The 12583-nt window shown below is 66.7% G+C and carries 11 protein-coding genes; all 11 read right to left on the bottom strand.

All coding sequences use genetic code 11. The annotated features are described in order from the left end of the window. Position 1: 1 nt before the first annotated feature. Positions 2–1612, bottom strand: coding sequence for a nitrogenase iron-molybdenum cofactor biosynthesis protein NifE (gene nifE, locus HXX10_RS22100; protein WP_296525306.1), 1611 nt, complete (start codon positions 1610–1612; stop codon positions 2–4). Between the two features lie 64 nt (positions 1613–1676). Beyond that, positions 1677–3215 (bottom strand): nitrogenase molybdenum-iron protein subunit beta, encoded by a 1539-nt coding sequence (gene nifK, locus HXX10_RS22095; protein ID WP_296525305.1) that lies wholly within the window; start codon positions 3213–3215, stop codon positions 1677–1679. Positions 3216–3441: 226 nt separating this feature from the next. Continuing rightward, positions 3442–4956 (bottom strand): nitrogenase molybdenum-iron protein alpha chain, encoded by a 1515-nt coding sequence (nifD, locus tag HXX10_RS22090; RefSeq protein ID WP_296525304.1) that lies wholly within the window; start codon positions 4954–4956, stop codon positions 3442–3444. 76 nt (positions 4957–5032) lie between these two features. Next, positions 5033–5929, bottom strand: coding sequence for a nitrogenase iron protein (gene nifH, locus HXX10_RS22085; protein ID WP_296525303.1), 897 nt, complete (start codon positions 5927–5929; stop codon positions 5033–5035). A 525-nt stretch (positions 5930–6454) separates the two neighbouring features. Then, on the bottom strand, positions 6455–7345 hold the full coding sequence (locus HXX10_RS22080) for an SIR2 family protein (RefSeq protein WP_296525302.1): 891 nt from the start codon (positions 7343–7345) through the stop codon (positions 6455–6457). Further along, positions 7342–7554: a putative nitrogen fixation protein NifT gene (gene nifT, locus HXX10_RS22075; RefSeq protein ID WP_296525301.1), complete on the bottom strand. Its 213-nt coding sequence runs from the start codon at positions 7552–7554 to the stop codon at positions 7342–7344. The genes HXX10_RS22080 and nifT overlap by 4 nt, the downstream gene beginning before the upstream one ends. Continuing rightward, positions 7551–7868, bottom strand: a complete 318-nt coding sequence (locus HXX10_RS22070) for a nitrogen fixation protein NifZ (protein ID WP_296525300.1) — start codon at positions 7866–7868, stop codon at positions 7551–7553. The genes nifT and HXX10_RS22070 overlap by 4 nt, the downstream gene beginning before the upstream one ends. After that, entirely contained in the window at positions 7852–8655 is an 804-nt protein-coding gene (locus HXX10_RS22065; RefSeq protein ID WP_296525299.1) for a 4Fe4S-binding leucine-rich repeat protein, read from the bottom strand. The genes HXX10_RS22070 and HXX10_RS22065 overlap by 17 nt, the downstream gene beginning before the upstream one ends. A 10-nt stretch (positions 8656–8665) precedes the next feature. After that, positions 8666–8854, bottom strand: a complete 189-nt coding sequence (locus HXX10_RS22060) for a 4Fe-4S dicluster domain-containing protein (protein ID WP_296525298.1) — start codon at positions 8852–8854, stop codon at positions 8666–8668. Positions 8855–8890: 36 nt separating this feature from the next. Beyond that, the gene (nifB, locus tag HXX10_RS22055; protein WP_296525296.1) at positions 8891–10372 is read right to left on the bottom strand and encodes a nitrogenase cofactor biosynthesis protein NifB; all 1482 of its coding nucleotides are present in this window, start codon (positions 10370–10372) and stop codon (positions 8891–8893) included. A 270-nt stretch (positions 10373–10642) separates the two neighbouring features. Then, positions 10643–12415 carry a nif-specific transcriptional activator NifA gene (nifA, locus tag HXX10_RS22050; protein WP_296525294.1) on the bottom strand — a complete coding sequence of 591 codons (1773 nt, stop codon included), beginning with the start codon at positions 12413–12415 and terminating at the stop codon, positions 10643–10645. Between the last annotated feature and the right edge of the window lie 168 nt (positions 12416–12583).

Genomic DNA, 12583 nt, shown 5'->3' with positions numbered 1-12583 from the left:
GTCAGCACTCGCCCATGTCGTCGGCATCGGTCTTGGCGAATTTTTTCCGATGCCGCGCCAGATACTCCGGATCGGAGTTTTCCACCCGGCTCTCGGAGAACTTTTTTCGATGCCGAGCCGCGAAGGAATCGTCGGGCTGGGCCGCCTCCACAGCACTCTCCTTCACCTCCCCCTGGAGGGGGGAGGGTGAAGTGGCTGCGGCAAGCGCCACCACCGTCTCGATCAGGTTTCCGTCCTCGTCCCACGGCGCCGGCGCGCGCACCTGTGCCCACATCGGATTGTGGAGGGCGAGATCGATCTGCTTCACCAGCTCGACCATGCCATCGTAGCCGGCATAGGGGTGGACGCGCTCCTGGTTGATGTCGAGCCAGGGCGTCTTGGCCTTGAGGGCGATGAACTGGGTGCGGCCGCCCGACAGCATGATGTCGGCCTCGCCGTCGGCCAGCATCTTGTAGAGGTCGCGCGGCGCCATCGATTCGAACATGTGCGGGTCTTCCCGCATCAGGATCTTGATGCGCTCGCGGTCCTCGGGCGTGGACTTCTTCACCGAGGTGCCGACGATCTCCATCCCGATCTCCATCAGGGCGGCGACCACCGACCACGACTTGACGCCGCCGGTGTTGAGCAGCACGCGCTTGCCGGCGAGCTTTTCGCGATAGGGATCGAGCCGGGCGGCGACGCGGGATTCCTCCTCCGTCACCAGTGCCTCGGTGCGGGCGATCAGATCATCGGGGGCCCCGCGCGCGACCAGAAGGCGCGCGACCTGGCGCAGCGACTCCGAAGTGTCGAGCACGCCGTAGAACGAGCCCTCAAAATACGGAATGCCCCAACGCTCCGTCATCTGCCGGGCAAGGCCGACGAGCGCGGTCGAGCACACCACCATGGTGGCGCGCGCCGTGTGGGCGCCGGCGATCTCGGCATAGCGGGCATCGCCGGGGACGCAGGCGCGCACGCGGATGCCGAGCCGGTCGAACAGCGGCTTCACCTGCCAGAATTCGCCGGCGAGATTGAATTCGCCGAGGATGACGATGTCGGTCGGCCCCACGTCGTCCGGCTCGACCGTGCCGATGACGTGGTCGAGCAGCGCCTGGCCGGCGATCTTGTTGCCGAGATTCTTCGAGCCGACGAAGCCGGCGCCGTTCACCGGGATGACCGGCAGGCCGTATTTGGCGCTGGCATGCTTGCACACCGCGTCGATGTCGTCGCCGATCAGCGCGGTGACGCAGGTGGAATAGACGAACACGGCGGCCGGGGCGAAGCGCTGGGCGATCTCGCGGATCCCCCGGTAGAGCTTCTTTTCGCCCTGGCCGGTGACGATATCGAGCTCGGTGAGGTCGGTGGTGAAGCTGCGCCGCCAGAGATCCGAGCCGGACGAGCCGGACCCGCGATTGTCCCAGGAGTTGCCTTCGCAGGCGAGCGGGCCGTGGATGAGATGCGCCGCATCGGTGACCGGCTGCAGGGCGATCTTGGCGCCGTCGAAGGCGCACCCCCCGGCGGCCGCCCCGGGCGTCAGCGGCTTCGAGCAGCCGGCCTTGCGGTCCTTCTCGGACTTGGCCTGGTTGACGCCGCAAGCCGGCTCGTCGAACAGCGCCTTGACCTTGTCCTTCAACATGCGGCTCGCCTCCCGGAGGCTTCCGCCGCGGCACCGCGCCGCGGCGGTCGTCCGTACACGCGCCTCAGCGCGTCAGGTCGAAAGAGATGTCGGTCTTGGCCGGCACCTCGGAGTCGCGGTCGAGCTTGTCGAACACCTTGTCGAGGATGGTGGTCAGCAGCCGCAGCCCGCCCTGATAGCCGACCAGCGGGAAGCGGTGGTGATGGTGCCGGTCGAAGATCGGGAAGGTGAGGCGGATCAGCGGCGTGCCGGTGTCGCGCTCGAGATACTTCCCGTAGGAGCTGCCGATCAGGAAATCGACAGGTTCGGTGAGCATCAGCGAACGCAGCGCCCACAGATCCTTGCCGCCCCACACCTTGGCGTCGCCGCCGAACGGCGAGGAGGCGAGCAGCGTCCGCATCTCCTCCTCCCACGCTTTGGTACCGTTGGTGGCGAGGCAATGCGTCGGCTCGCCACCCGTCTCCATGACGAAGCGCGCCATCGCCTGGACGAAGTCCGGATCGCCGAAGATCGCGTACTTCTTGCCGTGCAGATAGGCCTGGCTGTCGGCCATGGCGTCGATCAGGCGGCCGCGCTCGAGCGTGAGCTGCTCCGGGATCGCGACCCCGGCGAGCGCCGAGATCTTCATCAGCAGCTCGTCGGTCGCGGCGACCCCGAGCGGATAGTGGAAGCTCGCCGTCTCCTGACCGGTCTCGCCGATATAGTCGAGCGTCTTGCGCGTGCACCAGGCCTGCAGCGACACGGTCGCCTTGGCGTTCAGCGCGGCCTCGGTGTCGGCCAGCGTGGTGCCGCCCGAATACATCCGGAAGTGGCCGTCGGAAGGCGTGTCGAACTGATCGGAGGCGTCCTGGATCAGCGTGTACTTCACGCCCATCAGATCGAGGATGCGCTTGTACTCGCGGTTGTTGCCGACGCAGAAGCCGTCGAAGCCCGGAATGATGTTGATGGTGTCGCCGGCCTTGCGCTCCTTGCCGGCCCAGAAGTGATCCAGCACGCCCTTGATCATGTTGTCGTAGCCGTCGACATGGCTGCCGACGAAGGCGGGCGTGTGCGCGAAGGGAACGTCGTATTCCTCCGGCACCGAACCTTTTTTCTTGGCGTTCTGGATGAACGACTTCAAGTCGTCGCCGATGACCTCGGCCATGCAGGTCGTCGAGACGGCGATCATCTTGGGCTCGTAGAGCGAGTAGGTGTTGGCGAGCCCGTCGATCATGTTGTTGAGGCCGCCGAACACCGCCGCATCCTCGGTCATCGAGGAGGAGACCGCCGACGCCGGCTCCTTGAAGTGGCGCGACAGATGCGAGCGGTAGTAGGCGACGCAGCCCTGCGAGCCGTGCACGAACGACATCGTCTTCTCGAAGCCGGCTGCGGCAAACACGGCGCCGAGCGGCTGGCACGCCTTGGCGGGGTTGATCACCGCCGCCTCGCGGGCGAGGTTCTTCTCGCGATAGCCCCAGGTCTTGGTGTACTCGCGCTGAGCCTCGACCGCCTCGGCCGACGCGGGACACTCGAAGGTATCGCGCTTGCGCGCCAGCATCTCCTGGTATTCCGGCTCGTGGAACAGTTTCGCGTGGTCTAGAACCTTTTCGGCCGACTGAGGCATCGTGAGCTCCTGTCATCTCGCGCGGCCGCGCCATACGGCGGCACACGACTGAGAGCGCGTTCAGAAATCAGATCCCGAAGGTGCGTCCGAACGCGCTCCGACGCCGAGAGATCCAGTCAGTGGACGATCCGCGAGGCCCGAACCGGCTCGGGGAGTCCGCGGCGGGAAGGCGAGCCCACCCGCCGCGGTTTCCCCGGCGCGAGTGCCGGGAACCCGCGCGGAGCGTCTATTCGGCGGCTTGCAGAAGAGGCGCCTCGTCCTTCTTCCAGGGCGGGTCGAACAGGCCCCACACCGGATTGTTGATGGCGAGATCCATGTCGCGGGCGAAGATCGCGAAACCGTCGTAGCCGTGATACGGGCCCGAATAGTCCCACGAATGCATCTGCCGGAACGGGATGCCCATCTTCTGGACCGGGTACTTCTCCTTGATGCCGGAGCCGACCAGGTCGGGCCGGATGCGCTCGATGAACTTCTCGAGCTCGTAGCCGGTCACGTCGTCGTAGATCAGCGTGCCCTTGCGGACATAGTGGCCGGTCCGCTGATAGTCGTCGCTGTGGGCGAACTCGTAGCCGGTCCCGGCGATCTCCATGCCCAGATCTTCGTAGGCCGTGATCACGTGGCGCGGGCGCAGACCGCCGACGTAGAGCATGACGCTCTTGCCCTCGAGCCGCGGCCGGTACTTCGCGATCACGGCATCGACCAACGGCTTGTACTTCTCGATCACGGCCTCGGCTTTGGCCTCGATCTCGGGGCCGAAATGCTTGGCGATCTTGCGCAAGCTCACGGCGATCTGCGAGGGACCGAAGAAGTTGTACTCCATCCAGGCGATGCCGTACTTCTCCTCCATGTGCCGGCAAATGTAGTTCATCGACCGGTAGCAGTGGATGAGGTTGAGCTTCGCCTTGGGCGAACGCTCGATCTCGCCGAGCGTCGCATCGCCGGACCAGTTGCCGACCACGCGGAGGCCGATCTCCTCGAGCAGGATGCGCGAGGCCCATGCGTCGCCGCCGATGTTGTAGTCGCCGATGACGTTGACGTCGTAGGGGCCGGCCTCGAAGGCATTGTCCTTCTTGTCGAGCACCCAGTCGCGGATCGTGTCGTTGGCGATGTGGTGGCCGAGCGACTGCGACACGCCGCGGAAGCCCTCGCAGCGGACCGGCACGATGGTCTTGTCGATCTCCTTGGTCTTCTTCTTCGCAACCGCCTCGATGTCGTCGCCGATCAGGCCGATCGGACATTCCGACTGGATCGTGATGCCGTGGCTGAGCGGGAACATCTGCTCCAGCTCGTCGATCACCTTGGTGAGCTTCTTGTCGCCGCCGAACACGATGTCACGCTCCTGGAAGTCGGAGGTGACCTGCATGGTGACGAAGGTGTCGATGCCGGTCGTGCCGACATAGTAGTTGCGGCGCTGCGACCAGGAGTACTGCCCGCAGCCGACCGGGCCGTGGCTGATATGGACCATGTCCTTGATCGGACCCCACACCACGCCTTTGGAGCCGGCATAGGCGCAGCCCCGGACGGTCATCACGCCAGGGATCGACTTGATGTTCGACTTGACGTCGCATTCGGAGAGGACCTGGCCATCCTCGCCCTCGGCTCCGGTGGCGCCTTCCTCGGCGCCCTTGGCGACGCTGAGGTGCTTCTTGCGCCGCTTGGCGAACTTGTCCGGATAGGCCGACAACACCTCCTCGATGACTTTCTCGTGGAGGGCGCCGTCATTCTCGTAATCGAGGCTCATGGCTCGTTCCTCGTTCGTGATCTTTTGGCGGCGGCGGGCCGGACCCGCCGCCTGCTCTCGCGCATGGGTGGCCGGCTCAACCTACGGCGGCAGCCTTCGCGGCTTCCTTGGCAGCGAGCTCGGCGAGCTGCTGCTCCTCGGTCTTCATGATGCCGAAGTCGAGCAGCATCTGCTCGAGCTCGTCCATCGAGATCGGTGTCGGGATGGTGCCCTTGCCGCAGTTGGCGTGGATCTTCTCGGCGAGCGCACGGTACTCCTTCGCCTGGGCGGAGTCGGGCGCGTACTGGATCACGGTCTGGCGGCGCAGCTCGGCGTGCTGCACGATGTTGTCACGTGGCACGAAGTGGATGAGCTTGGTGTTGAGCCGCTTGGCCAGAGCCTCGGACAGGTCGATCTCGCGGTCGGTCTGCCGCTCGTTGCAGATGAGGCCGCCGAGCCGCACGCCGCCCGAGGAGGCGTACTTCAGAATGCCGCGGGAGATGTTGTTGGCGGCATACAGCGCCATCATCTCGCCGGACATGACGATGTAGATTTCCTGCGCCTTGTTCTCGCGGATCGGCATGGCGAAGCCGCCGCACACCACATCGCCCAGCACGTCGTAGGAGACGTAGTCGACGTCGTCGTAGGCGCCGTTCTCCTCGAGGAAGTTGATGGCGGTGATGACGCCGCGGCCGGCACAGCCGACGCCGGGCTCCGGTCCACCGGCCTCGGTGCACTTGATGCCCTTGTAGCCGATCTTCATCACGTCTTCGAGCTCGAGATCCTCCACCGAGCCGGCCTCGGCGGCGAGGCTCAGGACCGTGTCCTGCATCTTGGTGTTGAGGATCAGACGGGTGGAGTCGGCCTTGGGGTCGCAGCCGACGATCAGGATCTTCTGACCCATCTCGACCAGGGCCGCGAGGGTGTTCTGCGAGGTGGTCGACTTGCCGATGCCACCCTTGCCGTAGAAAGCGATCTGCCGAAGAGAGCTCATGCCCGTTCCTTTCGTCTCGCGCCGTTCCCGTCGGAGGTGACATCGGCGCCTTCCCCCCTCTGATGAGCAACGCCCGTGCCAACCGCGCCGAGCGACGCGACGACAGCGAACTTGTTTCGACTGCACAATGGCTTGTTCGGGTGATGTCGTGGCCGGGTCCGGCTTTGTCGCGCTGTTTGGAAACCGACAAAGCTCGACAACCGTGTCGTGGATCGGTGCCCGGTGTGGGGGATGTCGGGAGACGAGCAAAGACGTCCCGTCGCGTGACATCCGGCGTGTCGGATCCGAGAATCAGCGGGCACGGCGCCATCTTCCCTCTCCCCGCATGCGGGGTCGCGCGATAGCGCGACAAGAGGGTGGCTCGCCGCGCAGCGGCGAGCCGGGTGAGGGGGCGCCTCGTGGATACGGAGATGTCCCCTCACCCGACGTCCGCGCTGAACGCGCGAACGTCGACCTCTCCCCGCGCCGCGGAGAGAGGTGAAGACAAGCAGCGGGGAGAATGACGCCGAGGCAGGCGCGGTAGGGTCAGCCCAGCAGCGCTGCGAATTCGTCGGCCGTGGCCGCGACAGGATCGGCGCCGAGGGTGGTGAGAAAGCGCGCCTCGTTGCGGGTGAGCATGACGGAATCGACCAGCGCGGCATGGCCGCTACCGGAACGTTTGGCGATCTGGCCGGCGAAGATGCGCAGCATCTGGTCATGGAAGCGGGTGCCGACAAACAGGAAGCCCCGGCCGCTCCGGCGCTCCTTCACGGCCGGCGGGATCGGCGTCTGGATGTCGATCTCGGTGAGGACCTCGACATAGTCGGAATCCGACACCAGGAAATTCTGCGCCGGAACGACCCCGCCATGCGGCTTGTAGAGCACCGTGGTCCACCCCGCGGCCACCGCCGGGTCGACCTCGGCGCCGGTTGCATCGTAGGTGCGGCTCCAGTTGCCGTCGGTCTGGTGGGCACGGGTGATGCCCTGGATCTCGCCCCAGTCGGTGCGGCCGCTCTCGACCAGGGCCGCGCGCATCGCGCCGTCGTACCAGGTGTCGACGATCAGAGGCAGCGGCAGCGCGGCGAGGGCGCGATGCAGCGCCGTCGGCGGGACGGCCGCACGAAAGATCTCGGCCATCAGGGCCGTCAGGGTCGTTCGGTGCCGCCGGCTTTCGATCGACTGCGCCGTCGTCCACAGATTGCCGCGGATGCGGCTCGACACCGCGACGCGAGCGTGGAGCGCGAGCGCCAGCGCCTCGGGCGTGCGCGGCACGCTCGTCGTGTCCGGCAGGAGGTCGGGGCCGAGATAGGGCACCAGCTTGCCGGCCCGCAGATCGGCGGCGAGCCCGGCGAGGCGTTCCCGCCCGGCCGGCGGCGCAAGCTCCTCGGTCTCGGCCGTGGGCACAGCCGTCTGCGTGATCGCCTGCGGGCTCGTCATGCGTCCTCGCCGAGCCGCTTGGCTTCGACCGTGATGGGGAGCCGGGTCTCCGGCGGCAGATCAGGCAGCGCCAGCACCCAGCCGTTCTTCAGCTTCACCCAGCCGCCCCACAGCGCGTCCTTCTCGAGCTCGACGATGGGCTGCTCGAGATCCTTCTTCGGCACATAGGCGGACAGGCCCTTGTCGGTGCGGCGGATCATGATCTTCACGGCGAAAAGTCCCCGGGCTGAGAGGTGGGCGCCGCCGACTCGGCGACGCGATCGAGGCTGACGAGCTCACGGCCGCGCATACCGACGATGACGGCGCTGTCGACGAACTCCACGGCATAGACGTAGAACTGCTGCAGGAAGGTGCCGACGTCGCGCACATAGCCGACGTCGCCCTTGCGGACCAAAATGTCGCCGATCTCACGGCGCGGATAGGTGCCGTCGTTCTTGACGTACTTGGTCGACTGCACCTTCTCGCCCGGCATGAAGCGGGGCGTGTCGTGGATCTCGACCTCCTGCTCACGCCCGAGGCCCATGGCCGCCCTCCTCCGTGGTCTTCCCGTGCAGGGCGTCGAGGCGATCGCGGGCGCGACCGCGCACCTCTGGATCGGGATCGTCGTGAAGCTGCATCAGTGCCGCCGGGGCGCCGCGGTCAGCGACAATCCAGCGGACGCGCAGATCGGGATCGCCGGTCAGCGCGACGAGCTGGGCCGAATCGAGGCGCTCCGCCGCCACCATGCGCACCAGCGGATCGACGTCGTAGAGCATCGCCGGCAGCACGTCCGGCTTGACCCGGCGGGCGACCTCGCAGCGCACCTGCGGATCGGGATCCTGCATGGCGCCCGGCAGAATGTCGGGGGGCACGTGGCGAACGGCGACGAGCCGCACCGCATAGTCCGGATCCGCCAGCATGGGCACGAGCGCGGCACCCTCCAGGCGTTGCGCCATCACCATGCGGACCTTTCGGTCGGGATCGTCGCGCAGCCGCGCGATGCGCGCGAGCGGCAGGCGTTGCGCCACCACGGCCCGCACGTCTGGCTCAGGATCGTCGATGAGCGGCGGCAGAAGGAACACGCTGGCGCGCCGGGCCGCCAGCACACGGATCTCGAAATAGGGATGCGCCAGATATTGCTCGGCTTCGCCGGGGTTTTCGGCGAAGAAGCGGTCGATGCGGCGCGCTCGGCGATCGCGCACGCAGATGCGGCCGCGGTCGCATCGCCCTTTCGCCCGGATGCCCTCGTGCGGGCAGTCCGCGCACGACACCGGCCGGCCGAGCCAATCGGTCGGCTCCGGCAGGGCGGCGGCACTGCCCGCGCTCGTCATGGCGCGTCGCTCAGGCGGCGATGCAGGTGTTCGGCACCGGGCACACCGCAGCGCATTTCGGATCGTCGCCGTCGCATTCTGTGCATTTGGCCGGGTCGATGATGTAGACGTCGCGCTTCATCTTGATGGCGGCGTTCGGGCATTCGAACTCGCATGCGCCGCACACGGTGCACTGCGATGCCACGATCTTCAAAGCCATGATTGGTCTCCTTCATGTCGGGCCGGGTCGGCTCCGTCAGGCGATCATCGCCTGCATGGGTCGGCCGTAGCGGGTGGCGTAATAGGCCGAGATGGCCGTCTCGATATAGTCGAACGCGAAGGCGTCGCTCGCCACGATGCCGGCGCGCTTCAACTGCTCCTGCGGGCAGTCCCCGATCTTGGCGCACAGCACCGTGTCGATGCCGTCGAGCGTGCGCAGCACGCTGTCGAGCGTCGCATCCTCGCCGAAGCCGCCGTGGCAATAGGCGTCCTCGACCTTACGGTGGCCGATGAAACGCACACCGGCGGCCGAGGCCTCGTAGACCTGAAACTCCTTGGCGTGGCCAAAGTGCTGGTTGACGCGACCGCCGCCGCGGGTCGCCACCGCGATCAGGATGCGAGCCGCGCTGTCGGTCGCGTCGAGCGTCAGCGTCGCCTCCTGCTTGGCGGCGACGTGGTCGTCGCGCTCGCGCGCCACCACCTCGCGATAGGCCTCCCGCGCAGCCGGATCGTAGGCGACGTCCTCCGGAATATGATCGAGCATGAACTCCTGGCCGCGGTCCTCGCCGAGAAGACCGACGGCGTCGGCGCGGCACTGGCGGCAATGCCGCATCAGGTTGACGCCGCCCGAGCAGGCGTCCTGCACGGCGGTGAGCTCGGCGTGGCTCGGGCCGCGTTGGCCGGTGAGGCCGAAATGCGTGCCGTGCGCCGGATCGGAGATCAGCGGCATGATGTTGTGCAGGAAGGCGCCGCGCGCCTTCACGGCGGCGTTGACGGCGGCGAGATGCTCGTCGTTGATGCCGGGGATCAGCACCGAGTTGACCTTCACCAGAATGCCGCGCTCGGCCAGCATCTCGAGGCCGAGCATCTGCCGCTCGTGCAGGATCTGCGAGGCGACGAGGCCCGTCCAGCGTTTGTGCTCGAAATAGATCCACGGATAGATCTTCGTTCCGATCAGCGGATCGACCATGTTGATCGTGATGGTGACGTGGTCGACGTTCATGTCGGCCAGCTCGTCGACATGGTCGGGCAGCGCCAGCCCGTTGGTCGAGATGCACAGCTTGATGTCGGGAATTTCGCGCGCCACCAGCGCGAACGTCGCCTTGGTCTTCTTCCAGTCGAAGCAGGCGTCGCCCGGGCCGGCGATGCCGAGCACCGAGAGCTGCGGCACCTCGTTGGCGACCGTCACGACCTTGCGGAAGGCCTGGTCGGGCGTCAGCTTCTCGGAGACGACGCCGGGCCGGCTCTCGTTGGCGCAGTCGTACTTCCGATTGCAGTAGTTGCACTGGATGTTGCAGGCCGGCGCCACGGCGACATGCATGCGCGCGAAATAGTGGTGCGCTTCCTCCGAGTAGCACGGATGGTCCTTGATCCGGTTCCACAGCTCGGTCGGCATGTCGGTCGCGCTGCCGCTCGCCCCGCAGGCGGAGGACTTGCAACCCGAGGAGCTCAGGGCCTGGCGCATGGCGTCGGCCGAGGTCGGTTCGGAGAGGCTGTCGAGCGACACGAAGCTTGCCATCGGGGGTCCTCGCGAGGCGTAGTGACGGGCTCTCCTTATTCAAGCCCCGTGCCATGCGAGGAAATGCCGGTTTTGCAAGGCTTTCTGCCATCCCTCCGGCGTCGGCCCTGTCGCGCGTGCGACAAGGTGACGACAACACGATCCCCCCGTGTCGCATCCCCGACAGGGATGTCGGACGCTGTTCTGGTGTCGCTCTGGGAGAATTATGACAGTCGTTCCGGGCTCGCAGGCTTACAGCCCGCGCCCCGAAACGACGGAAGCTCGCACCCGTCAGAACCGCTTCAGCTCGACGCCGTGCTTCTTGAGGGCGTAGCCGATCTGGCGTGGTGTGAGGCCGAGCAGGCGCGCCGCCTTGGCCTGCACCCACCCGGCCCGCTCCATCGCCTCGATCAGGCGCTCGCGCTCGGAGGCGCGACCGCCGCGCATCACCGCGTCGACCTCCGGCCGGGGATCGAAAGCGGCGCCGAGCGGCTCGCCGGCGGGGTGAATCGGCGGCAATGCCGCGGGCATGTGCGGGCTCGGCTGCGTCGCCGGCATCGATGTCGCCGGCGGAGCCAGCGGCACGTGCAGGCTGACCGGCGGCGACCCGACGGCCTGCGGATTGCGGCCCTTCCAGAGAATCGCCGAGACGCACTGGTCGTTGTGGCAAGCGAAGTCGCCGGCCGCGATGGTCGGGCCTTCGGCCAGCGTCGCGGCGTGGCGGACGCAGTTCTCCAGCTCGCGCACATTGCCCGGGAAGCAACAGGCCGACAGCACCTCGACGGCGCCTTCGCCCAGCTCGAGCATGCGCCCGTTCTCGGTGTTGAAGCGGGCGAGGAACTCGCGGCTCAGCAGTGGGATGTCGCTCTTGCGATCGCGCAGCGGCGGCAGGATCACGGGCACGACATTGATGCGATAGTAGAGATCGGCGCGGAACTCGCCCTTTGACACCGCCTCCTCGAGATTGCGGTTGGTGGCGGTGACGAGCCGCACCGAGACCTTGACGGTCTTGGTGCCGCCGACCCGCTCGAACTCGCTCTCCTGCAGAACGCGCAGCAGCTTGGCCTGGAACACCGGCGACATCTCGCCGATCTCGTCGAGAAACAGCGTGCCGCCATGGGCGAGCTCGAAGCGCCCCTTGCGCGACTGGATGGCGCCCGTAAAGGCGCCTTTCTCGTGGCCAAACAGCTCGGACTCGAGCACCGACTCGGGCAATGCCGCACAGTTGACCTTGATGAACGGCCCGCCGGCGCAGGGCGACAGATCATGAATCGCGCGTGCAAACAGCTCCTTGCCGGTGCCGGATTCGCCGCGCAGCAGCACCGGCGAGCGCGAGCGCGCCACCACGGCGACCTTGTCGAGCAGCGTGCGGATGGCCGGACTGTTGCCGACGATGCCGGCCACCGCCGCCTTGGTAGCGCGCGGCTTGTAGCCGTCGAGCTCTTTTTGCAGGCGATGGCTTTCGGTGATCAGCCGCTCGCGATCGCGCAGCAGCACGCGATGAAGCTGCACGGTCTGGCCGATCAGGTTGGCGATCATCACCAGGAAGCGGACGTCGAAGTCCAGCCGCACCAGCGACTGCGCGTCGTTGGCGCGGTCGATCGTCAGGGTGCCGACCACCTTCGGGCCGATGCGGATCGGCACGCCGATGAACGACACGGTGTCGTCGGAGCCGTCCGCCAGCCGCGCCACGTCGTCCGGCTCGAACAGCGGATGGCTGGCGATGTTCGGCACCACCAGCGGCATGCTGGTGGCGATCACCTGGCCGACCGCCTTCTGGGGCAGGTTGGCGTGGAACCGATCGGCCGAGCCTTCGGACCAGCCGGCGCCGACCGCGATGTCCGGGATGCCGTCGTCGTCGAGCAGCGCGATGACGCCATGGCGCATCTGCATGAACGAGGCCAGCAGATTCACCACGTTCGACAGCATCGTCTCGAGCCGGCTCGCCGAGGTCAGAATCTTCGAGATCTCGTAGACGCCGGTCAGGGCGATGTCGCTGCGCGCGGCCGAAGGGCTCGCGGTTACCGCCGCTCGTGGCGGGCGTTCAGGATCTGTATGAAGCATTCCGCACGCTCCATCGTCCTCGTTGCTCCGTCCCACAGTCATCGTTCTCGATCATAACTATGCGTGTGAATCGGGACTCTGTCGCGCCTATATTTGTCGCCACGACATGCTCAAAAATCGGAATCATTGCGTAAATTTTACCTCCGCTCGGCGGCTCGGCCAAAAATC

The sequence above is a fragment of the Rhodoplanes sp. genome (assembly GCF_013377085.1).
In the GTDB taxonomy this organism is placed as follows: Bacteria; Pseudomonadota; Alphaproteobacteria; order Rhizobiales; family Xanthobacteraceae; genus Rhodoplanes.
Note: the sequence above shows the minus strand (reverse complement) of the source record. Positions and strands in the feature narration are given on the sequence as shown.